22 protein-coding genes are annotated in these 23,587 nt (G+C 45.2%); 16 read left to right on the top strand and 6 right to left on the bottom strand.

From position 1 onward, the window contains the following. The first annotated feature begins 95 nt into the window (after positions 1–95). Complete coding sequence (locus tag AC59JT_RS18405; protein ID WP_497401801.1) at positions 96–443, top strand: MmcQ/YjbR family DNA-binding protein; 348 nt, start codon at positions 96–98, stop codon at positions 441–443. A gap of 353 nt (positions 444–796) precedes the next feature. On the opposite strand, the gene purU is transcribed toward AC59JT_RS18405, so the two are convergent. Continuing rightward, complete coding sequence (gene purU, locus AC59JT_RS18400) at positions 797–1,624, bottom strand: formyltetrahydrofolate deformylase (protein WP_497401799.1); 828 nt, start codon at positions 1,622–1,624, stop codon at positions 797–799. A gap of 117 nt (positions 1,625–1,741) precedes the next feature. Between purU and AC59JT_RS18395 the strand changes: the two genes are divergently transcribed. Both AC59JT_RS18395 and AC59JT_RS18390 read left to right on the top strand, forming a co-directional pair. Beyond that, the gene (locus AC59JT_RS18395; RefSeq protein ID WP_497401797.1) at positions 1,742–2,104 is read left to right on the top strand and encodes a glyoxalase superfamily protein; all 363 of its coding nucleotides are present in this window, start codon (positions 1,742–1,744) and stop codon (positions 2,102–2,104) included. Between the two features lie 3 nt (positions 2,105–2,107). Next, positions 2,108–2,584: a DinB family protein gene (locus AC59JT_RS18390; RefSeq protein ID WP_497401795.1), complete on the top strand. Its 477-nt coding sequence runs from the start codon at positions 2,108–2,110 to the stop codon at positions 2,582–2,584. 2 nt (positions 2,585–2,586) lie between these two features. Here the strand turns inward: AC59JT_RS18390 and AC59JT_RS18385 are convergent, their stop codons facing one another. Then, entirely contained in the window at positions 2,587–3,561 is a 975-nt protein-coding gene (locus AC59JT_RS18385) for an alpha/beta hydrolase (RefSeq protein ID WP_497401793.1), read from the bottom strand. Positions 3,562–3,802: 241 nt separating this feature from the next. Here AC59JT_RS18385 and AC59JT_RS18380 point away from each other — a divergent pair, with 241 nt between their 5' ends. Further along, entirely contained in the window at positions 3,803–6,253 is a 2,451-nt protein-coding gene (locus tag AC59JT_RS18380; protein ID WP_497401791.1) for an outer membrane beta-barrel protein, read from the top strand. Here the strand turns inward: AC59JT_RS18380 and AC59JT_RS18375 are convergent. From AC59JT_RS18375 to AC59JT_RS18365, 3 genes are all read right to left on the bottom strand, one after another. Further along, on the bottom strand, positions 6,250–6,627 hold the full coding sequence (locus tag AC59JT_RS18375; RefSeq protein ID WP_497401789.1) for a DUF1634 domain-containing protein: 378 nt from the start codon (positions 6,625–6,627) through the stop codon (positions 6,250–6,252). The genes AC59JT_RS18380 and AC59JT_RS18375 overlap by 4 nt on opposite strands. Before the next feature lie 33 nt (positions 6,628–6,660). Beyond that, positions 6,661–7,497: a sulfite exporter TauE/SafE family protein gene (locus AC59JT_RS18370; protein WP_497401787.1), complete on the bottom strand. Its 837-nt coding sequence runs from the start codon at positions 7,495–7,497 to the stop codon at positions 6,661–6,663. A 102-nt stretch (positions 7,498–7,599) separates the two neighbouring features. Further along, complete coding sequence (locus AC59JT_RS18365) at positions 7,600–8,052, bottom strand: DoxX family protein (protein ID WP_497401785.1); 453 nt, start codon at positions 8,050–8,052, stop codon at positions 7,600–7,602. An 86-nt stretch (positions 8,053–8,138) separates the two neighbouring features. Between AC59JT_RS18365 and AC59JT_RS18360 the strand changes: the two genes are divergently transcribed. Further along, positions 8,139–9,968 (top strand): UbiD family decarboxylase, encoded by a 1,830-nt coding sequence (locus AC59JT_RS18360; RefSeq protein WP_497401783.1) that lies wholly within the window; start codon positions 8,139–8,141, stop codon positions 9,966–9,968. 8 nt (positions 9,969–9,976) lie between these two features. Here AC59JT_RS18360 and AC59JT_RS18355 read toward each other — a convergent pair whose 3' ends face one another. Next, complete coding sequence (locus tag AC59JT_RS18355) at positions 9,977–10,714, bottom strand: hypothetical protein (protein WP_497401781.1); 738 nt, start codon at positions 10,712–10,714, stop codon at positions 9,977–9,979. Positions 10,715–10,907: 193 nt separating this feature from the next. Here AC59JT_RS18355 and mraZ point away from each other — a divergent pair, with 193 nt between their 5' ends. The 11 genes from mraZ to AC59JT_RS18300 all read left to right on the top strand — a co-directional run bounded on the left by mraZ (position 10,908) and on the right by AC59JT_RS18300 (position 23,586). Beyond that, positions 10,908–11,375, top strand: coding sequence for a division/cell wall cluster transcriptional repressor MraZ (gene mraZ, locus AC59JT_RS18350; protein WP_497401779.1), 468 nt, complete (start codon positions 10,908–10,910; stop codon positions 11,373–11,375). Then, positions 11,368–12,270, top strand: a complete 903-nt coding sequence (rsmH, locus tag AC59JT_RS18345) for a 16S rRNA (cytosine(1402)-N(4))-methyltransferase RsmH (RefSeq protein ID WP_497401778.1) — start codon at positions 11,368–11,370, stop codon at positions 12,268–12,270. Before mraZ ends, rsmH begins: the two co-directional genes overlap by 8 nt. A 3-nt stretch (positions 12,271–12,273) precedes the next feature. Next, positions 12,274–12,678, top strand: coding sequence for an FtsL-like putative cell division protein (locus AC59JT_RS18340; RefSeq protein WP_497401776.1), 405 nt, complete (start codon positions 12,274–12,276; stop codon positions 12,676–12,678). Continuing rightward, complete coding sequence (locus tag AC59JT_RS18335; protein ID WP_497401774.1) at positions 12,675–14,801, top strand: penicillin-binding protein; 2,127 nt, start codon at positions 12,675–12,677, stop codon at positions 14,799–14,801. The genes AC59JT_RS18340 and AC59JT_RS18335 overlap by 4 nt, the downstream gene beginning before the upstream one ends. Then, the gene (locus tag AC59JT_RS18330) at positions 14,798–16,258 is read left to right on the top strand and encodes a UDP-N-acetylmuramoyl-L-alanyl-D-glutamate--2,6-diaminopimelate ligase (RefSeq protein ID WP_497401772.1); all 1,461 of its coding nucleotides are present in this window, start codon (positions 14,798–14,800) and stop codon (positions 16,256–16,258) included. Before AC59JT_RS18335 ends, AC59JT_RS18330 begins: the two co-directional genes overlap by 4 nt. Beyond that, complete coding sequence (gene mraY, locus AC59JT_RS18325; RefSeq protein ID WP_497401770.1) at positions 16,258–17,499, top strand: phospho-N-acetylmuramoyl-pentapeptide-transferase; 1,242 nt, start codon at positions 16,258–16,260, stop codon at positions 17,497–17,499. Before AC59JT_RS18330 ends, mraY begins: the two co-directional genes overlap by 1 nt. 37 nt (positions 17,500–17,536) lie before the next feature. Continuing rightward, the gene (gene murD / locus AC59JT_RS18320; RefSeq protein ID WP_497401768.1) at positions 17,537–18,880 is read left to right on the top strand and encodes a UDP-N-acetylmuramoyl-L-alanine--D-glutamate ligase; all 1,344 of its coding nucleotides are present in this window, start codon (positions 17,537–17,539) and stop codon (positions 18,878–18,880) included. A gap of 109 nt (positions 18,881–18,989) precedes the next feature. Then, the gene (locus AC59JT_RS18315) at positions 18,990–20,147 is read left to right on the top strand and encodes an FtsW/RodA/SpoVE family cell cycle protein (protein ID WP_497401766.1); all 1,158 of its coding nucleotides are present in this window, start codon (positions 18,990–18,992) and stop codon (positions 20,145–20,147) included. A gap of 18 nt (positions 20,148–20,165) precedes the next feature. Then, complete coding sequence (gene murG, locus AC59JT_RS18310; protein ID WP_497401764.1) at positions 20,166–21,272, top strand: undecaprenyldiphospho-muramoylpentapeptide beta-N-acetylglucosaminyltransferase; 1,107 nt, start codon at positions 20,166–20,168, stop codon at positions 21,270–21,272. A gap of 84 nt (positions 21,273–21,356) precedes the next feature. Then, positions 21,357–22,712 carry a UDP-N-acetylmuramate--L-alanine ligase gene (gene murC, locus AC59JT_RS18305; RefSeq protein WP_497401762.1) on the top strand — a complete coding sequence of 452 codons (1,356 nt, stop codon included), beginning with the start codon at positions 21,357–21,359 and terminating at the stop codon, positions 22,710–22,712. Beyond that, positions 22,705–23,586 (top strand): cell division protein FtsQ/DivIB, encoded by an 882-nt coding sequence (locus AC59JT_RS18300; protein ID WP_497401760.1) that lies wholly within the window; start codon positions 22,705–22,707, stop codon positions 23,584–23,586. The genes murC and AC59JT_RS18300 overlap by 8 nt, the downstream gene beginning before the upstream one ends. The last annotated feature ends 1 nt before the right edge of the window (position 23,587 follow it).

Genomic DNA, 23,587 nt, shown 5'->3' with positions numbered 1-23,587 from the left:
TACGAAGTTTTAAAACGGCGAAGCCCTCAATGAGGCCTTTAAAAAACAAACAACACCGAATTAAACTTCGTAAGTCTAATGCGTATCTTTACTCTATGACCATCGAAACCCTCCAACACATCTGCAACCAATTACCCGGCGTAACGCAGGATATTAAACTGGGTGATCACCTGTGTTTTAATGTGGGCGATAAAACATTTTTATTTACTTACCCGGATGGAGTTCCGCCATCGGCCTCGTTTAAAGTGCCTGCCGAAGATTTTGAAGAGATCATTGCTAAAGACGGCTTGGAACCACAACCATATGTGGCGCGGTATAAATGGGTGTTGGCTAAGGATATCAGCACCTTATCGCAAACGGAGTGGGAGCATTACATCAAACAGTCATACCGGTTGATAGCGGAAAAGCTGCCTGCTAAGGTTAAGAAAAATATCGGGCTGTAACTATCAATAAGGATGTCATCGTGAGTGTAGCGTGACGATCCCATTGTGACAAATACTGCACGACTTTACGTAATCGGATCATACACTTGTACATCACTAATGACGGGGTATTTTGAAAAAAGGTGCGCCACTTTTTGAAAGTGTAAATTATAAAATATTATAAATAATTAATAATCAGTCATTTAAAAAATAAAGAGAGTGCGCCGCATTGCGCCGCTTTTTTTGATAAAAATCTAATAATCAAATAGTTGTAAAAATCAGGTGCGCCAAGTGCGCCACTTTTAAAGTGGCGCACCCAATAGGTTAACCATCCAAAATCTAGCTACTTGATACTAGCTACTCAATACTAAAATTTAATCAAACACCACCGTCTTATTATTATAAACAAACACCCTGTCCTCAAACACCAGTTTAAGTGCTTTGGCTAGTACGGCTGTCTCGATCTCTTTGCCGGCCTTCACCATATCGGGCACGGTAAACGAGTGATTAGCGGGTATAATTTGCTGCGCGATGATGGGGCCCTCGTCCAGTTCGTTAGATACAAAATGTGCCGTAGCGCCTATCAGTTTCACACCCCGCTCAAAGGCCTGGCGGTAGGGGTTAGCACCCACAAAAGCCGGTAAAAACGAGTGGTGTATATTGATAACCCGCATAGGGTAATGAGCCACAAACTGCGGCGACAGGATACGCATAAATTTGGCCAGCACCAGGTAATCGGGCTGGTAGGGCTCAATAATGGTGCTTATTTCCTGTTCAAACTGGTCCTTGCTTTTTGCCTCGTGCGATACGAAATAGAAAGGAATATCAAACCGCCGGCATATATCGCCTAACTGCTCATAGTTACCTATAACGCATTGCACGGTGGCGCCAAGGGTATTAAAATAATTGCGCACCAGTATATCCGCCAGGCAATGGTATTCTTTGGTAACCATTATCACCACCTTTTTATCGGGCTGGGGGTTAATAGTAATTGCCGCATCTGCCGGGAGCGCGTTCTTTAACTCTACTTCCAGCGCGGGTACATCATGCGTTTCATCTATCTCCAAACGCATAAAAAACAGTTCCTCTGTTTTATCCACGTGTTCGCGTAGCGATATGATGTTAAGCCCCTGCCGGGCAACTGCCGAAGCGATGGTACCCACCAGGCCCACCTGGTCGGGGCATTGTATTACAATGATCATAGGTTTATAATATATACTGGCTGTAAATGTATTATTTTATGACTTGTTGAGTATCAAAAAAATAAAGCATTTAATTTTTTGGCTTGTAAATTGCCTTTGATTTTAAAATAACAACATATGTCGCAGGTAAAACCAATATTCAGGGTGTTTGATTATGATAAGGCCATCGCTTTTTATGTAGAATGGCTGGGCTTTAAAATAGACTGGGAGCATCGCCCGGATAATGCGCCTTTTTATCTACAGTTGTCCTTGCGGGATATCAGAATCAATCTTTCCGAGCATCATGGCGATGCCTGTCCGGGTAGCCATGCGGGTATTGATGAGTTTACAGATCTGCGCCAGTATCACCAGGTATTACTGGATAAAAATTACAAGTATAACCGTCCCGGATTGGAGACGCCCGAATGGGACACCAAATCTGTCATGGTGACGGTGATAGACCCTTTTGGTAACCGACTAACATTTAGCGAAAGTATTTGATTTATGAGCGATAACCATACTATGCTGATCGACGAACTGATCAAACTGATGCGTGGCGGGAGTGCCCACATCAGCCTTACAGATGCGCTTGAAAACTTACCCGCCAATGCGCGCGGCGAAACACCCGAAGGTTTGCCCTACAGTATTTGGCAACTGGTAGAACATATACGTATAGCGCAACTGGATATGCTGCAGTTTAGTATCGATCAGGATCACCAATCACCTAATTGGCCCGATGATTACTGGCCCAAAGAAGCTGCGCCGCATGATGATGCCGCCTGGGAAAGTGCCATTAAGCAAATTGAAACCGACCGCGAAACGTTTATTAAATTATTGCGCGAGAAAGATATTTACACCAAACTTCCGCATGGCGAGGGCCAAAGCCTGTTGCGCGAAGCACTGCAAATAGCCGACCATACGGCCTATCACATCAGCGAAATAGTAGTTATAAGGCGCTTGCAGGGTAACTGGAAAAAGTAAGCCTACTTCAGCCCTTTTATAAAATCGGTTACCGCGGTTATAAATTCTGGTTTTAGCGGAAGGTCGGGTTTGGTAAAGGTATCAGCGTTTTGCGCCCTGTCCGTGAGCCCCTCCCTGAATATATGGTTCATCCCCGGTATTATGGTCAGGGTTGAGTTTGACTTGGCTTTTTTTAATAGGTTAGCATTATCAACCTTTATTTGCAGATCGGTAGTCCCGTGTACTATTAAGGTAGGGATCTTCAGCTTTTTAAACTCCTTATCCGGTAAAAAGCGGCACCAGGTCATCACGTATACCTGTATGCTTGGCCGCACAAACGGATATAGTGCCAAATCAACCTTTGGGGTAAACTTAGCAAACTTCAGTGAGTCCATCACTCTTTGAACCCCGTCGGCAATATAGCCCGGTTGTAATTTCATTTGTTCTTTTATGATTTGGTCGCCTTGCAGCCCTGCGCCTTCGGCAGATATCAGCGCGTTTACGCCGCCTTCGCTTGCAGTTGTGGCCAGCGTACCTACCAACGCGCCCTCGCCATGGCCAAAAATGATCACTTTAGCAAAACGCTCATCGGCCTTTAAAATATTGATAAAACCTAAGGCATCATCGGTCATATCATCCAATTGCATGTCGTTTTCTTTGGTGGTACCAATGCTTTGGCCCACCAGGCGCTTGTCATAACGTAAACTGGCAATGCCATTTGCGGCCAGATCTTGAGCAAGCTTTTTGTAGGTAGCGGCGCTGATATTGGTTTTTGCGCTATTTCCGTCGCGGTCAATTGGTCCAGAATCGGGCACTATCAGTACTACAGGTATTTTACCGTTAGTGCCAGCAGGCATAGCTAAAGTGCCATATATATTGCCACTTAATGTTTTCAATACTACAGATGATTCCGTAATATCATTATTAGCAGATGCTATCTGTACAAACAACAGGGTAGTTGTAAAAATGGCAAGTATTATAAATTTAACCTTCATCATCCGTGTTCACTATTGATTGAATTCGACCGTCGAAAATTAGCAAAAAAATGTAAAAGAGTTTCAAATTAAATCATCCTGCCGGATGCGTTTATTCTGTACTATAATTGTCATATTTGTTTGCGTAACAGGTGTATTTAATAACTTTTGTATTTAAAATTCCGTATTGAGCTTTATGTTAACTGGAAATTTAGTATTGTTACACATTGTTATTAACTGATTAATAAAACTACTGTATAGCTTAATGAAGGTACTGGTAAGGTGTCTGCTTTTTATATTTCTGGCAGGAATAGGCACCTGTGCTTTGGCGCAATCGCGCCAGGTAACTATTTATGGTAAAATTTTACTGGAAGAGGGCGTTCCTGCCGAAGCCGCTACCGTAATACTGGTGGCCGCTGCCGATTCGGCCATCCTAAAATCAACCATAGCTAATACCGAAGGCTTTTACTCTTTTAATGTTATGCCGGGCAACTATGTGGTGCTGGCTACGCGCATTGGCTACGAGCAACATTTTTCAAACCCCTACGAAGTTGATGGTACTACCGATGTTGAAACCCGCAATATCAGCCTGATCAAAATACTACCCGAGTTAAAGGAAGTATCCATTAAAGGCCGTAAATCGTACATCGAGGTGCAGCCCGGCAAAGTAGTTTTAAACGTACAAAACAGCATTGTTGCCGAAGGTAATTCGGTTTACGAAATTTTGCGGCAGGCGCCGGGTGTACACGTTAGCAACCAAGGCAACGTAAGCCTAATAGGCCGGCAAAACGCCATGGTAATGGTTGATGGCAAACCCGTAAATGTAGCGGGCGATAACCTGGCCATGTTTTTACAGGGTATGCAGGCATCGGGCGTTCAACGGGTTGAGCTGCTTACCAATCCTTCGGCTAAGTATGAGGCCGGCGGTGCAGGGGTTATTAATATCATCTCAAAAAAAGGAACCAACGTGGGTACTAACGGTACTTTAACTGCGGGTGTCGGTTACGGCAAATATTATAAAGCTAATGCGGGTATTACCTTTAATAACCGTACCGGGATGATGAATATTTTTGGTAACTATAATTACTCGGCCAACAAAACCTTCCATACGTTTACTACAGATAGGCACATATTTTACAAGGGCCTGAGCAGCGACTATAACGTGGAATACTATACCACGCGCGAAAACCTGAATCATTCGTTCCGCTTAGGCACCGATTTTTTTCTGAACCCCAGGCACACCATTGGCTTTTTAGTGAGCGGTACCGTAAATAATAATGATTTTATGAAGGATAACTCCCTGCGCATAGCCAATCAGGGCGTTCTTGATTCTACCATCGCAACTAAATCAAAACTTGAGCGCGATCTGAGAAATTTTAATTACGATGTCAATTACGCCGGCAAGCTGGATACGCTTGGGCAAATGCTATCGGCCGATGTGAGTTTTAATAACTACGACAGGCGATCTGACGAATACATCAGCAACCACTTTTATACCTCAAACTGGGCAGCCTATCGCCCTAATTTATACCAGCAAAACCTATCGCCTTCGGATATCCGTATATGGGCTGCCAAGGTAGATTACGTAAAGCCGTTATCAAAAACAGCGCAGTTAGAAGCAGGGCTAAAATACAGCCGGGCTAAAAGTGATAACACACTGGTTTTTGGCCCCAAAGTAGGGAATAATTACACCGTCGATCCTAAGCTGAGCAGCTCATTTATTTATACCGAGAATATTAATTCGGGCTATGTTAACTACACCAATACTATGGGTAAGCTTAACCTGGTTGCCGGCCTGCGCGTAGAAGACACCCATTCGCATGGCGACTCGAAGAGTATGCTGAAGATAGAAAAGGATTACCTGGATTTGTTCCCCCAGGTGCAGCTAAAGTATAGTCATAACGAAAAAAACGATTTTGCCTTAAGCTATAACCGCAGTATACAAAGGCCTATTTATGAAGACATAAACCCGTTTTTATATTACGTTGATCTGTATGACTATCGATCGGGCAACCCAAACCTGCTGCCCGAGTATTTTAATAAAATAGAGCTATCGCACACCTATAACAAAACTATTGTAACCAGCTTGTACGCCACGGTTACCACCAATATTTACGACTTTAACGCGCTGGAGCAAAATGATTCAACAAAAGTGAACATTACTACCCGCAAAAACTTCGGCGATATTTATATCTATGGCGTACGTTTCTTTACCCCGGCTAAGTTTGCATCATGGTGGAACGCTACTTTTTCGGTAGATGCATCGTACCAACGCATTAAAGCCTACAAAGAAAACGGTAATTTAAATAAGGCTACGCAGGATGTATTACTATTCACTTCGCAAAATTTTACCATTACGCCAACCTGGTCGGCCGAGTTGTTGGGTAAATATGAGTCGCCTACGTTTTATGGGTTTAGCCAGTTTAGGGCCAATTACCGTATAGATGCAGGTGTAAGCAAAAAGGTGTTTAATAATATGGGGACTTTTAAGTTATCTATAAACGATATTTTCCGTACGGAACGGGACAGGGCCTATACCAATTATCAAAACCTCAACCTTTCTATAGTTAACCGGGACGAGGGGCGTATCGTAAAATTTGGCTTTACGTATCGTTTCGGCAATATATCACTTAAAGGCTCCAACCGTCACAATGCCGGTAACGAGGATGAGCAGAAACGTGCCGGTGGCTTAGCAGGCGGCGTGCAGGCTAACTAACCTACGTGCCCGCCAAGTGTGCTCATTAGTATAATAAATAACACCAGCAAAGTAATGCCGGTGTACAGGTAATCCTCCTCCAACACAAAACCCAAAGCCGAAAACATTACCCTGATTATAGGCGTGGCTATTAACAATACAATGCCGGCCTGTATAACCGCGCGGCCCCTGTGATCTATTATGCCTTGAATAATATTTGCCGGCAAAACAAAATCGGGTACACCTTTAAATACAGTATAATCGGCAACCGTGTGTCCATGCCTGTATAGGTAAATTATCCCCCCAAACAACACCACGGCAATAGAAAGATATACGCCAACACGTAATATCCAGCCGATGATGTTTTGTATGTCGATGTCTTTTAATTTATTCATTTACCTGATATCTGTTCAACTAATCTTTAATCACTATATCCTTTCCGTAATTCCGTTATATATCATTTGCACGGCCAATAAACTAACTATTACCGCAAAAATGATACGTACCCATTTAGATGATGCCGTGTTAACCAAAATCTTCGATCCGGCAAAAGCGCCCACGGTTACGCCCAACACAACCGGCATTGACAGCCCCGGCTCGATATAACCGCGTTGCAAATAAATAACCGCGCTGGCAGCGGCGGTAACGCCTATCATAAAATTGCTGGTAGTGGTTGATACTTTAAAAGGTATGCGCATAATGCCATCCATGGCTACCACTTTTAAAGCACCCGAGCCAATGCCCAGCAAACCCGATATTATCCCTGCAAACAACATCATAAAAAAGCCCGAACCTACACGCGTAACATTATATTGCACCACACCCGCCGGAGTAGGGTAACTGCTGTTGAGTTTCAGCTTTTCGGCCAGTTCGTCTTTTTTGGTAGCGAGTTGCTGTGTTTTTTTCTGGATAGACATCACGGCCGAAAACAACAATATCAACCCGAATAATATAGCAATATAGTGTGTAGGCACGTGCATAGCCAGCATAGCACCCGCCATGGCTCCGGCGGTAGTGGCCACTTCTAAAAACATGCCCAGCCGAAGGTTAGTGATACCCTCTTTCACAAACGCCGCCGCCGAACCCGATGACGTTGCAATTACCGAAACCAATGAAGCGCCAATAGCGTAATGAATATCAACATGAAGCACCAGTGTAAGCAACGGAATGATAATAAAACCACCACCCAAACCGGTTAACGAACCCAGTAAACCCGCAAAAAACGAACCCAAAAGTATAATTAAAGTAAGCTCAATTACCGACATGTTATCACCCTAAAAAACGTGTGCGGCTAAAAATAAACATAACTTTTTTTAAGCACCTACTTTAATGTTTAACTATAGATTTAATGGGATAAGTAGTATTGACTAGTGCAAAATGGCAAAGTACCATATCCACGCAATAAAAAGTAGTTGTAGCGGTATCCTGAACCAAAGGTAGCTTAAACCATTGCCTGTATAGTCGGCTCTTTCAAGGTTGATGTTTTTTTGCGACGCATAGATGTTGGCGGGCAGAAGCAATATAAAGAATACGATGAGCATAATGGCGGCCATGTATTGCGTTGTCGGGATGATCAATCCCGCCGCGGCGGCAATTTCAATACCCCCGGTAACGTAAACCCAAAATAGTTTAAAAGGTATTATAGGCGGTATCATCAAAGCCATACCCTTGCTAAATGCAAAATGAGCTACCGATGTAAAAACCAACATAGCGGCCATAGCAATGCGTCCGCTTAAATATACCTGTGCGTTGTCGGTAACAATGAAGCATACCAGGCAACACAATGCAAAAACAACTATCAATACTATTAGTGGTTTCATATTATTAAAGGTAACACTTTTGTACATTTGTGGCCTCTCCCCAAAACAAAAGCCTCCCCGTCGGGGAGGTTGGAGGGGTTTATATCATGGGTTACCCAAATCTACAAGCCTGCATAGCCGACCTTGAAAAACACGGTCATTTAATACGTATAAAAGAAGAAGTTGACCCCAACCTGCAAATGGCGGCCATACACCTGCGCGTTTTTGAAGCAGGCGGACCGGCAATTTTGTTTGAGAAGGTAAAGGGCAGCAGGTTTCCGGCCGTGTCAAACCTGTTCGGTACGTTGGAGCGCTCGAAGTTTATTTTCAGGGACTCGCTGGAGAAGGTGAAGACCTTGGTTGATATTAAATCCGATCCTTTACAAGCCATCAAACATCCCTTTAAATATGCCAACGTTGCGCTAACGGCTCTCTCTGCTTTGCCGATGAAGGTAGGGCGCAAGCATTTTGAGAAATGTAAGATCAGCGACCTGCCGCAGGTAATTAACTGGCCCAAAGATGGTGGTCCGTTTGTTACCATGCCGCAGGTGTATACCGAAGATGCCGACAAGCCCGGCATTATGAATGCCAACCTGGGCATGTATCGCATACAGCTGGATGGTAACGATTATATATTAAATGAGGATATAGGGCTGCACTACCAACTGCACCGTGGCATAGGTGTGCACCAAACCAAAGCCAACGCCTTAGGCAAAGCTTTAAAGGTGAGCATATTTGTTGGTGGTCCGCCATCGCACCCGGTGGCTGCGGTAATGCCGTTGCCCGAAGGGCTGTCAGAGATGACCTTTGCCGGGGCGCTGGGTAACCGCCGCTTCCGTTATTTTTATGATGATGAGGGGTTCTGTATTTCAGCCGATGCCGATTTTGTAATAACCGGTACTGTGGAACCCCACGCCAACAAACCCGAAGGCCCGTTTGGCGATCACCTGGGGTATTATAGCTTAACCCACCCGTTCCCGTTGATGAAAGTGCATAATGTGTATCATCGTAAGGATGCCATCTGGTCCTTCACCGTAGTGGGCCGCCCGCCGCAGGAGGATACCAGCTTTGGCGCTTTGATCCACGAGATAACCGGTTCGGCATTGCCTATGGAGATACCGGGCCTGCGTGCTGTTAACGCTGTGGATGCCGCTGGTGTGCATCCGTTACTGTTCGCCATAGGCAGCGAGCGTTACACACCTTATATCAAAGAGCGTAAACCGCAGGAGATACTCACCATTGCCAATCATATACTAGGTAAAAATCAGCTAAGCCTTGCCAAGTACTTGTTTATTGCTGCGCAGGAAGATGATCCAAACCTAAATGTAAACAACATCGCGCCGTTTTTAACGCATATCCTGCAACGTATTGATTTAACCCGCGATCTGCATTTCCATACCCGCACCACTATTGATACCCTTGACTATAGTGGCAGCGGACTAAACTCCGGCAGTAAAGTTGCCATCGCCGTTGCCGGCGACATCAAGCGCGACCTGTGGGCCGATATGCCTGCCGGCTTCACCTTGCCATTACCTTTCAAAACCTACAAAATGGTACTGCCCGGTGTAATGGCTATCGAAGTGCCGTCAAACATCCGCGCCAGCGATATGCCGATGATGTTTGAGATATTACAGGAGCATTACGCCGAAACCGACCTGGACGGCTTGCCGCTCATGGTACTTTGCGACGACGCTGCGTTCACCGCCGCCAACATCGATAATTTTGTGTGGGTAACCTTTACCCGCAGCAACCCATCGCATGATATTCATGGTATTAACGAATTTACCGAGCACAAACACTGGGGCTGCTATGGTCCCATGATCATCGATGCGCGTATCAAACCTCATCATGCACCGGTGCTGGAGCGTGTGCCAGAAGTGGAGGCTTTGGTTGATAAAATGGCGGAAGAGGGTGGTAGTTTGTATGGGGTGATATAACTAAAAATTTAAAACAATCCCGCAAATTCTTCATCTATTTTCAATGCAGCTTTCAACTTGGCTTGCGTACCAACTTTGAACAACTCTTTCATAAAGGTATACAGCAAGGGACTTGATAAAGAAAGCGGCGCATATTTGCGGATGGTTCTGCTTTGTCCCTGATAAGTTATCTTACAGGTCATAAAATCAGCATCTATCCAACCGTCAGGCACAATTCCTGTAAGCTCCTTTTCCTTAGCGCTCGCAATTTGTCTTAAAAGTGGCTCGATTTTAAGAAAAGGCGAAACAGGTAACGATAGCGAATCCTGGAGAGAAATGAGACGCTGTTGTATGATTTTTGACATTTGGGTATTTAGCTTCTTCCATTCTGCGCTTTTAACATCCAAACTTTTGGCCCTGGCAGATAATGCGTTGAAAACAGTGTCGTTTTTTAAAAGCCTGATATTTTCCTGAGCCTTAAAAACATATTTTACATTAACGGTAGTGCCGTGTTTTTTTATCGAAATATCAAATTGATCAAAAACCCAGGCCGATCCTCCCGAAATTTCCAGCATGATATTGTCGTTTTCGTTAGCTGCGCTTTGCGCATTTGTATTAATGGTAAGTAGTAAAACGAATAATAGTAAAGCGAGATTTTTAAAAATATTCATGAGGCGAAGGTTTAGGCCAATATAAAGATTTTTTCGGGTCAAAATCGCCGCATAGTGCGTTAATATTTGTGCAGTTCTACCACTTTCCCCCACCACAATCTCACATCTCCATTAATCCACTGTAATCTAATTACATAGCCCAATTCACAATTTTCAACATTCCCCAAATGGCCCCCGAAGTGGTAGAAAAAGACAATTTAAAAATGTTGAAAACTTTTTAGTGGGAAAAAGTGTCATAAAGTGGTAAAAGTGATTTACTTTTACGTTACAATAATTGCCAAAGTGTAACATGTCTAATTTTTTAGGTGAGTTTGATTGTAAACTGGATGCCAAAGGACGCATGATGATCCCTGTTGGCCTCAAAAAACAGCTTCCAGAAGCTGTTAATGAGGGCCTTGTGATCAATCGCGGCTTCGAGAAGCATTTGGTGATCTACACCCGGAAAGAATGGGACAAAATAGTTGACGATCTAAGCAAGCTTAACCAATACGAAAAGAAAACGCGCGAATTTATCAGGTATTTTACCCGCGGCGCGTCAGAATTGTCGTTGGATACAGCCGGAAGGGTGTTGTTGCCAAAGTCGTTATTAGAATATGCGGGTATTGATGCCGATGTGGTGTTATCATGTCAGTTTAATAAAATAGAGGTTTGGGCCAAAGACGCTTACGATGCGCAAATGGACGACGAGCCTGAAAACTTTGCAAACCTTGCCGAAGAGGTAATGGGCGGCGGTGCCGGAAGGAGGGGTGATGGCTGATTACCACGTGCCGGTGATGTTGCAGGAGTGCATTGAAGCGCTTGAAATTAAAAAGGACGGCACTTATGTGGATGTAACTTTTGGAGGTGGCGGTCACTCGCGCGAGATTATGAAGCACTTGGGCGAAGGTGGCCGTTTGCTGGCCTTTGACCAGGATGCCGACGCGCAGAGAAATAAAATAGATGACGAGCGTTTTGAACTGATAGATCAAAACTTCAGATACCTGAAAAACTTTTGCCGCCTGCACCGGGCGATACCGGTTGATGGTATACTGGCCGACCTGGGGGTTTCATCGCACCAGTTTGACCAGGCCGAGCGGGGCTTTTCCATCCGCTTTGATGCCGAGCTGGATATGCGGATGAACCAGGCATCTGAACTGAGTGCGAAAGAAGTAGTAAATACCTATAGCGAGGCAGATCTGCATCGCATTTTTGGTATTTACGGCGAAATACAAAACGCCAAATCATTAGCCAATACCATAGTTACCGGCAGGTTAAACGCGCCGATAGTTACGGTGGCTGATCTGAAAAATGTTATCGCTAACCGCATCCCCAAAGGGAAAGAAAATAAATACCTGGCGCAGGTTTTTCAAGCCTTACGCATCGAGGTTAACCAGGAGCTGGAAGCGCTGAAGGAGTTTTTAGAGCAAACTGCCGAGGTGCTGAAGCCGGGTGGCAGGTTGGTGGTGATGTCATATCACTCGCTGGAAGACAGGCTGGTGAAAAACTTCATCGCCAAAGGTAAGTTTAGCGGCGAGGTGGAGAAGGATTTTTTTGGCAACGATCAGAAGCCTTTTGAAGGTGTTAGTCGCGGTGTAATAACCACCAGTGATGAAGAGATAAAGTTGAATAACAGGGCGCGTAGCGCCAAGTTAAGGATAGCAGTAAAAAAGTAGTTTATGACCAATCGTTTACGTTCAGAAATTCAGGAAGAAGAATTGCAAAGCGAGTTGATCGTTGAGGAGAAACCCGTAAAGGAAATTCCTGAAAACTTTGTTACCAAATTTTTAAGTGAAGGCTTTATAGGTGCCGACGATGCTACGCGCGCGCTGCCTTTTGTATTGTTCCTGGCTTTTTTAGGAATGATATACATCGCCAACAGGCATCTGGCCGAAAACAACATACGTGAGATAGATAAACTGGGCAAGCAGGTAAAAGAGCTTAGCTGGGAATATAAAGTAACCAAGGCAGATCTGGCTTACAAAAGCACTTTAAGCGAAGTGGCCAAACGGGCAGATACGCTGGGTGTGAAGGAGTCGTTAGAGCCGGCACAGAAAATTACAGTACAGGAGGCAGCACAATGAGTATCAGGGCCAACATATTAGTAAGGGTGTATATAGCTTTCGGGTTGATATTGCTTTTTGCATTGGCCGTAATGGTGCAGGTATATAATGTGCAGTTTGTGCAGGGTGATAAATGGCGCGCCATGTCGGCCAAATTATCTACCAAATACCAAAATGTCGAAGCATCGCGCGGTAATATCTACTCGGTTGATGGTGCTTTACTGGCCACATCAGTACCCGAGTATGAACTGCACATGGATATGATAGCCGGCGGTATTATTGATGATAAGGTATTTTATGGTAAGGTAGACTCGTTGGCGCTTTGTCTGTCTAAACTATATCCTGACAAAACACAGCGCGACTTCTCTCGTTTGCTGCGTAGCGCGCGTCGCGATAGTTTGCGCTACCAGTTGATCCGCCGCCGCGTTACTTTCCAGGAGTTGAAAAAGATCAAACAGTTCCCATTGTTCAGGCTGGGTAAATATAAAGGTGGTTTGATCGTAATTCAACAAAACAAACGTATTCTGCCGTTCCAGTCGCTGGCGGCCCGTACCATTGGTTACAAAAACGAGAACGCTGACAAGGCTGTAGGTTTAGAAGGTGCCTATGCCAGCTATATCAACGGCGATAACGGCAAACGTTTAATGCAGCGTATTGCAGGTGGTGTTTACGTGCCTGTTAATGATGAAGAGGATGAAGTTACCGCACGTGATGGTGCCGATATTATATCAACCATTAATGTAAACTTCCAGGACGTTGCCCAAAAAGTATTAAAAAAACAACTGGATAGCATACAGGCTGATTTTGGTACCGTAGTATTAATGGAAGTTGCCACTGGCGAGGTGCGCGCCATAGCCAACTTTACCCGCACCAAAGAGGGTGACTATAAAGAGAAATTTAACTACGCTATAGGTTATGAGGCCGAGCCGGGTTCAACCTTTAAGCTGGCATCGTACATGGCGTTGCTGGACGATAAAAAAATTGATACCGGCAAACTGGTTGACGTAATGCATGGCGGCCCATACCAGATCATTAACCCGCGCAATGGCCGGGTGGCTTTAAAAGTTAGAGATGCAGAGGATGAAGGTGGGGTGATCAGCGCGCGTCGTGCTTTTGAGAAATCATCAAACATTGGTGCTGTTAAACTGGTTACCGCGGCATATGGCGACAATCCCGAAGCCTTTACAGATAAATTATATAGCTGGAAGCTGCACGAAAAAAATGGCTTGCAGATACCTGGAGAGGGCCAGCCGATCGTTAAAAATCCAAAATCAAAACACTGGAATAAATTACAGAGTTTGGCGCAGATAGCTTATGGCTATGAGTCTAAATTATCACCGTTGCAAATGCTTACGTTTTATAATTCGGTAGCTAATAATGGTAAAATGGTAGCCCCGCTATTTGTGCGCGAGATTCGCCGCATGGGTAATACGGTAGAGCGTTTTCAGCCAAAAGTACTTAACCCGCAAGTTTGCAGTGATGAAGCTCTGGGTAAGGTTAAAGGCTTGCTGGAAGGTGTGGTATTGGAAGGTACAGGCAAACTAATTATCAAAAATAAATTATACAGCGTAGCAGGTAAAACAGGTACCGCGCAAATAGCGAATGGTGCATTGGGTTATGGTGATAAAAGCTCGCACCAGGCATCGTTTTGCGGGTATTTCCCGGCAGATAAGCCTAAGTATTCTATGATAGTGGTGATCAGTAACCCGCGTGTGGGCTTGCATTTGGCCGCCTGGGTGGCAGGGCCTGTGTTCCGTAAAATAGCAGATAGGGTTTACGCCAGTGATTTAGGTATTGACCATAAAGCGCCCGAGCGCCTGGTGGGTAACACCAACATGCCGAAAGTTAAACAAGGCAATTTAAAAGCTTTGAAAAATGTATACAGCCAACTGGGGTTAAAACCGCTTTATGCTTCGGCCAATACCGGTATTGATACCAGCAGCGGTATACCCTTCGAGGAAGTGAAGTTTAAGACCGGCATTGTGCCTGCCGTAACCGGTATGGGTTTAAGCGATGCCTTATTTGTATTGGGTAATGCCGGCTATAAAGCTACCGTGCGTGGTAGTGGTGTAGTAAGCACGCAATCTGTAATTGCGGGCACAGCAGCACCAAAAGGATCAAAAGTATTGATAGAACTGAAATGAGATACCTGAGCGAGATATTAACCGGATTGCCATTCACCGAACTGCAGGGAGCTGCGGAGGTGGAGGTTACTGCCGTTGTGTTTGATTCGCGCAAGGTAGTGCCGGGTTGCTTGTTTGTGGCTGTTAGAGGCACACAGGTTGACGGGCACAACTATATTGAACAGGCTATAAAAGACGGCGCAGTAGCTATCATTTGCGAAGAACTGCCGGGGCACACTGCCGTACCGGTCGACTTTATAATGGTTGCCGACTCAGCCGCCGCATTAGGCATTGTAGCTGCTAATTTTTACGATAATCCATCTAATAAATTAAAACTGGTTGGCGTAACCGGTACCAATGGTAAAACCACCATCGCTACGCTGCTGTACCAGTTATTTATTGATCTGGGCTATAAATGCGGATTGCTTTCGACTGTTGAAAACCAGATCAACGGCAAAGTTATCCCATCAACCCATACCACACCAGATCAGGTTGAATTGAACCGCCTGTTGAACGAAATGGTTGAACTGGGCTGCGATTACTGCTTTATGGAAGTAAGCTCGCACGCCGTAGCACAGCATCGTATAAAGGGCCTAAGTTTTGCCGGTGGCATATTCTCCAACCTTACGCATGATCATTTGGATTATCATAAAACCTTTGATAATTACCTGAAAGCCAAGAAAGCTTTCTTTGATGGTTTGCCAAAAAGTGCCTTCGCGTTAACCAACGTTGACGACCGCAATGGCAATGTAATGCTGCAAAATACCAAAGCGCATAAAAAGACCTACGGCCTTAAAAACATGGCCGGCTATAAAGCTAAAATCCTTGAAAACCAATTCGGTGGCCTGTTGCTGCTGATCGACGGCGAAGAGGTTTGGTTTAAAATGGTAGGCAGTTTTAATGCTTATAATCTATTGGCCGTATATGCCAGCGCGATGCTATTGGAGCAGGATAAAGCCAAAGTGCTAACCAGCCTGAGCAAACTATCAGGTGCCGAAGGTAGGTTTGACTATGTGATATCGCCCAACAAAATAATTGGCATTGTTGATTATGCGCATACACCAGATGCGGTGCAGAATGTATTAAGCACGGTTAAAGATATCCGCAAAGGCAACGAAAAAGTGATAACCGTAATTGGCTGCGGCGGCGACCGTGATAAAACCAAGCGCCCGGTAATGGCCAAAGTAGCCACCGAGTGGAGCGACAAAGTAATATTAACCGCCGACAATCCGCGCAGCGAAGACCCTGCCGCCATTATTAAAGATATGGAAGTGGGTGTAAGCGCACAATACCAGCGCAACACGGTAAGCATAACCGACCGTCGCGAAGCGATAAAGACGGCCTGCATGCTGGCACAACCCGGAGACATTATTGTGCTTGCCGGCAAGGGCCACGAAAAATACCAGGAAATAAAAGGAGTGAAAAACCACTTCGACGATAAGGAAGAGTTACTGAACCAATTTAAATTGATGAGTTAATGCTATACTACTTATTTACCTATCTGTATAAGCACTACAATATCCCGGGGACAGGGGTGTTTCAGTACATCACGTTCAGGATGGCGCTGTCGGTAATTACTTCGTTGATCATTACTACGGTTTATGGTCGTAGGCTGATCGATTACCTGCGCATGAAACAGGTGGGCGAAACTATCCGCAACCTGGGCCTGGAAGGGCAAATGCAAAAGGCAGGTACACCAACCATGGGTGGTATCATTATCATCATGGGTATTTTAATACCTACGCTGCTGTTTGCCAAGCTGGAAAACGTGTACGTTATTTTAATGCTGATAACCACTGTATGGCTGGGTTGCATCGGCTTTTTAGACGATTACATCAAAGTATTTAAAAAGAATAAAGAGGGCCTTGCCGGCAGGTTTAAAATAGTTGGCCAGGTTGGTTTGGCGCTGATAGTTGGCTTAACCATGCTAAACAACAAAAGCATCGTTATACAGCAGGAAGCCGTTCCGCCAATAAAAGTTGATGCTCCGGTTGAGTACCACATGAAAGGTAATAAAGCGGTGCTTACGCAAAATGTAAAATCGACCAAAACCACCATGCCGTTTTACAAAAACAATGAATTTGATTACGGCAAGGTTGTTAAGTTTTTAGGTTCGGATTACGGCCGTTACACGCCGATAGTGTTCATGATCTTCGTCATCTTCATTATCACGGCAGTATCAAACGGTGCCAATATTACCGATGGTATTGACGGGTTGGCCACGGGGACATCCGCCATTATAGGGTTTACGCTGGCCATACTGGCCTATGTGTCGGGTAACATCGTGATATCCGATTACCTCAACATTATGTACATCCCCAACTCGGGCGAACTGGTGATTTTTGCCGGTGCCTTTGTAGGTGCCTGCGTAGGTTTTTTATGGTACAACGCTTATCCCGCCCAGGTATTTATGGGCGACACGGGCAGCTTAACCATTGGCGGTATTATAGCGGTGTTTGCCATTTTGATCCGTAAGGAGTTAATGATACCGATACTGTGTGGTGTGTTTTTGATAGAGATATTATCAGTAACCATGCAGGTAAGCTGGTTTAAATATACCAAACGCAAGTATGGCGAGGGCCGCAGGATCTTCCTGATGTCGCCGCTGCACCACCATTACCAAAAACGCGGTTTCCACGAAGCAAAGATCGTTACCCGTTTCTGGATCATTGGTATCATGCTGGCGATCATAACTATAATAACGTTGAAGCTTCGCTAGTGATCAGTGACTAGTGATTAGAGATTAGTTAAGAGAAATGAACGATAACAAAAACATAGCGATCCTTGGTGCCGGCGAAAGCGGCGTGGGTGCGGCATACCTTGCCCAGCAGCAGGGTTATGATGTTTTTGTGTCGGATTTTGGTGCTATCGCTCCGCATTATAAAGAGCAACTGCAAAGCTGGAATATCCCTTACGAAGAGGGGCAACATACCGAAGCTACCATACTAAACGCGGCAGAGGTGATCAAAAGCCCGGGGATACCTGATAAAGCGCCGATCATCAAAAAGCTGAAAGAGCAGGGCGTGCCGGTTATTTCGGAGATAGAGTTTGCGGGCAGGTATACCGATGCTAAGATCATCGGCATCACCGGTTCAAACGGTAAAACTACTACCACCAGCCTAACCTATTTCATTTTGAAAAACGCGGGGCTTAACGTTGGCCTGGCTGGTAACATTGGTAAAAGCTTTGCCTACCAGGTAGCTACCGAAAAGTTTAAATACTACGTGCTGGAGCTAAGCAGCTTTATGCTCGACGACATGTTTAAGTTTAAGGTTGATATAGCGGTGTTGCTGAACATCACGCCCGATCACCTTGATCGTTACGATTACCGGATGGAAAACTACGCGGCTTCAAAACTGCGCATTACTCAAAATCAAACAGCTAATGATGTTTTCATTTACTGTGCCGATGATGAGGAAACCATCAAAATAATGGAAGGCAAAACCATTGCTGCGAAGCAATTGCCATTCTCTATACAAGCACACCAAAACCCGGGGGCCTACCTCCATACCGACAATATTGTCATCAACACTGATAAAGAACATTTTGAAATGTCAATTAACGAACTAGCGCTGCAAGGCAAGCACAACATCTACAACTCAATGGCTTCGGGCATTGTGTCAAAAGTGCTCGAACTCCGTAACAACACCGTGCGCGAGAGCATGGCTACGTTCAAAAACATTGAGCACAGGTTGGAGTCGGTAGGCAAAATTTCGGGTATCAGTTTTATCAATGACTCTAAGGCTACCAACGTTAATTCAACCTGGTATGCTTTAGAAAGCATGACAACAGATGTAGTGCTGATACTGGGCGGTGTAGACAAAGGCAACGATTACAGCATGCTGCTTGACCTGGTTAAGCAAAAAGTCAAAGCCATCGTTTGCCTGGGTAAAGACAACCAACGCATCCACGATGCTTTTGAAGACGCGGTAGAGATCATCGTTAACACAGCATCGGCGGCAGAAGCAACACAGGTGGCATACCACCTGGCGACTAAAGGCGATACGGTATTACTATCGCCGGCTTGCGCAAGTTTTGATTTGTTTAAAAATTATGAGGATAGGGGCGATCAGTTTAAAGCCGCTGTTAAAGAGTTATAGACCCCTCCCAACCCTCCCCGAGGGGGAGGGCTTTATATGGAGGAGAAGATAAAAAATTAGAAAATCAAAAGTCTCCCCCCTCGGGGGAGATTTAGAGGGGGTTAGGCAAATGAATCAAATAGTACAAAACTTAAAAGGCGACCGATGGATATGGTTAGTAGTGATCCTGCTATCCTTGGTATCTATGCTTTCAGTGTACAGCGCTATAGGCTCGTTGGCTTATAAGCGTGGCGTGGGTGCCGAATCTATTTTGATGAAACACCTTGCCATGATAGTGGGTGGTATTGTGCTGATGTACATTTCGCATAAGCTGGATTACCGGTACTATGCAGGTATATCAAAATTGCTGATGGTGATCACCATCCCGTTGCTGATATACACTTTAGCCTTTGGTAGCAACGTAAACGAAGCCAAACGTTGGATAGCTATCCCGGGTACGGGTTTAGGCTTCCAAACATCCGATCTGGCTAAGCTGGCGCTGATCACTTACCTGGCGCGCACCTTATCGCGTAAGCAGGAAAATATAAAAGATGTTAAGGAATCATTTGTGCCAATTATGGGCGCTGTATGTGTGGTATTTGTTTTAATAGCCTGGGCAAACATGTCAACCGCAATTATGTTGTTTGGCGTAAGTATCCTGTTGCTCATTATGGGCCGTATCAGCATCAAACAAATAGCAGTAGTAATGGTAGCCGGCGGCGCGCTAATGGCATGCGTAGTGTTCTTTGGTCCGCGTAGGGGTGTTTACAAAGCACGTATACATACCTACCTGCACCCGGAGGAAGCACACCCGGATAAATCCTTCCAGTCCGACCATGCTAAAATAGCCATCGCTTCCGGCGGTGTATTTGGCCGCGGACCGGGCAAGAGCAACGAAGTGAACTACCTGCCCGAGGCATATTCGGATGAGATCTACGCCATCATCGTAGAAGAGTACGGCATGATGGGCGGCTTTGCATTAATAGGTGTTTACCTGTTCCTGCTCTACAGATGTATTAAGATAGTCACGCGAGCGCCAAAAGCCTTCGGCGCATTATTGGCGGCGGGGCTAAGCTTCAGCATAACCATACAAGCCTTTGCCAACATGGCGGTGGCCGTAGGGCTGGGGCCGGTAACCGGGGTGCCTTTACCCTTTGTAAGCATGGGCGGTACATCCATGTTGTTCACCAGTATTGCCTTCGGCATTATCTTATCGGTAAGCCGTGATATTGATGAACCGAAGAAGGTTGTGGTAGGCGAAATAAAGCAAGTACCGGTAGTAGCGTAATATTAGACATAAAAGCAAATGGCAAAAAGAATAATCATAAGTGGTGGCGGAACAGGAGGACATATCTTCCCGGCTATTGCTATTGCCAATGCTTTGAAAAAACTCGACCCGGCTACCGAAATACTGTTCGTAGGTGCCGAGGGCCGTATGGAGATGGAAAAAGTGCCGGCGGCGGGTTATAAAATTATCGGTTTAAAAATACAGGGTATACAGCGTGGCTCGATATTGAAGAACTTGCTGTTCCCGGTTAAGCTGTTCAATAGCGTAAACAAATCGCTAAATATATTAAAGGATTTTAAACCGCATGCCGTGGTAGGTGTAGGTGGCTATGCATCAGGGCCCTTATTGTATGCAGCGGGACTGAAAGGTATTCCGTATTTAATACAGGAGCAAAACTCGTACGCGGGTATCACCAATAAATGGTTGGGTAAAAACGCCAAAAAAATATGTGTGGCTTTTGATGGTATGGCGCAGTTTTTCCCTGCCGATAGGATCATTAAAACCGGTAACCCTATCAGGCGCGAGTCGGTTGATATTGCCAACAAACGCATACAGGCACTGGAACTGTTCAAGCTATCAACCACCAAAAAAACCATATTGGTTACCGGTGGCAGTTTGGGGGCTCGTACTTTAAATAACAGTGTGCTGGCAGGTTTAACAAAGCTGAAAGAAGCCGGCATACAGGTAATATGGCAAACCGGTAAGTTTTACCACAAAACCATCAGCGAGCAGGTAAGCGAAGCGGAACACCCAGATGTGCGCGTAATGGAGTTTGTAAACCGTATGGACCTGGCCTATGCCGCTGCCGATATCATTATATCGCGCGCCGGTGCCGGTACCATTGCCGAACTGTGTGTGATCAAGAAGCCGGTTGTCCTGGTGCCTTCGCCAAACGTGGCTGAGGATCATCAAACCAAAAACGCGCTGGCTTTGGTGCAGGAACGTGCCGCCGTATTTGTGGCCGACAGGGATGCCGAAGTAAAACTGATAGACAGATCCATAGCGCTGTTAAACGATAAAGACGAACGTAAAATATTAAGCGACAACATTGGCAAACTGGCCCTGCCCGATGCCGATGAAGTTATAGCGAAAGAAGTTATCCAAATAACAATTAACAACAATTAAATCTTAGCTCTCCTTCTCTAAGAAGAGAGGGAGGGCTTTTTTGAGGTTAGTGATTGGTTGATTAGTAAAAAGAAAAAGTAAAAAATGGAGTTACGCAACGTACAACGAGTTTATCTGATAGGCATTGGCGGCATAGGCATGAGCGGCCTGGCCCGCTATTTCCATCATTTAGGCTGTATTGTTTGCGGCTATGATAAAACACCTACCGACCTTACCGACCAGCTGCGTAACGAAGGTATACAGGTTTGCTTTGAGGATACCTGTGAAGTTATCCCGAAAAGTTTCCGCGATCTGGATACGGGTACGCTGATCATCTATACCCCGGCTATACCTAAAGATTCGGAGATCGTGGCGTTCTTTAAGCGCAAAGGCTTTGAGTTGTACAAACGCTCGCAGGTGCTGGGTTTAATAAGCAAGGGTAAATACACCGTAGCAGTTGCAGGTACACATGGTAAAACCACTACCTCATGCCTTGTTGCGCATATCCTGAAAGATTCGGGTAAAGATTGCTCGGCTTTCCTGGGTGGTATCGCGTCAAACTATCAAACCAATTTTTTAATTGGCAATAATGATATTGTTGTGGTTGAGGCTGATGAATATGATCGTTCTTTCCTAACCTTGTACCCTGATACGGCTATTGTTACTTCGATGGACGCGGATCATTTGGATATCTATGGCGATCATTCACAATTAACCGAATCGTTCCAGCTATTTGCTTCGCAGATAAAACCGGGCGGTGCCTTGATACACTATGCGGGCCTGCCATTAAATGGCGGTACCACGTACAGTATTACCGGCCCGGCTGATGTAAAGGCTACCAATATCCGTGTGGAGAACGGTGACTTCTGGTTTGATTTTGAAGACGGCAGCGTTAGCATTAAAGATATTAAACAGGGTATTGCGGGCTTACATAACATCGCAAACGCTACCGCGGCGATAGAGGCTACCCTGCGTTTAGGTGTTGGCCCGGATGCTATCCGTAATGCGCTGGCATCTTTCAAAGGCGTAAAGCGCAGGTTCGAGTATGTCGTAAAAAGTGCTGAACACATTTTTATTGATGATTACGCCCATCACCCGGAAGAGTTGAAAGCGGCCATCGCGTCAGTAAAAAAACTGTACCCTAATAAAAAACTAACGGCCATGTTTCAGCCGCACCTGTACACCCGCACCCGCGATTTTGTGGACGGTTTTGCAGAAGCGCTTGATATGGTTGATGAACTGATCATGCTGGATATTTACCCGGCGCGCGAGCTGCCGATAGAGGGCGTAACGTCTGAAATGATCATGGAGCGCATGCACTTGCAAAACAAAAACCTGTTAACCAAGCAAGAAGCGTTAAGTAAAGTAGCGACTGATAAACCCGAGCTACTATTAACCGTAGGCGCGGGCGATATAGATACATTGGTACAACCCTTAAAACGAACACTGGAAAATGTTTAAGTGGAGCTTGTGGCGTAAAATTTTAATTGGTTTTGCCTGGGTAATAAGCCTGGGTGGCATCATTGCGCTCATGAGTTTCATCGAGATCAAGAAAAGTGAAATGGTGTGCAAGGATGTGAAGATCTACATCCCCGGCAACCAGTATTTTATTGATAAGGACGAGATAGAAAAAATATTGCAGCTAAGCAGTCATACATTGGTTGGCCGCCGTATGGATGGCATTAACATGCACGAGATAGAGGAGAAGCTCCTGGCCAACCCTTTTATTGAGTTTGCCAAGGTTTATGCCGATATGGATGGGGTGCTGATGCTGGAGATAAACCAGCGCCAGCCAATGATGCGTATTATGAACCAGTTTGATCAGGATTTTTATGTTGATCAGCATGGTATGAAATTGCCTTTATCGGCAAACTTTACCGCGCAGGTATTGGTTGCTAATGGGTTTATTGACGAGCCATTCGGCGGCAAGGTTGATACGCTGCACACTTTGCTGGCTAAAGATCTGTTTAAAACTGTCGACTTCATTCGTAAGGATTCCCTATGGGACGCGCAGGTGGCCCAGGTTTTTGTAACCGATAAACACGAAATTGAGTTAATACCACGCGTGGGCAACCAACGCATACTGCTGGGCAACGCAGATTCGCTTGAAGTGAAGTTTGCAAACCTGAAAGCATTTTACAAACAGGCATTGCCCAAGGTTGGCTGGGATGCTTATAAGTTAATTAATATAAAATACGCCAACCAGGTAATAGGTGTTAAAGGCACCAAGGCCGATTCGCTGAAAGCTGCCGAAGCAGCCAAGGCAGAAGCGGCCAAGGCGGCGAAAGCCGACTCATTAAAATTAAGTACAGACACATCTTCAATAAAACAGTAAT

This window comes from Mucilaginibacter sp. A3364 (assembly GCF_059690715.1).
The sequence above is the reverse complement of the archived record's forward strand: the minus strand, read 5'-3'. Positions and strand labels throughout refer to the sequence as shown.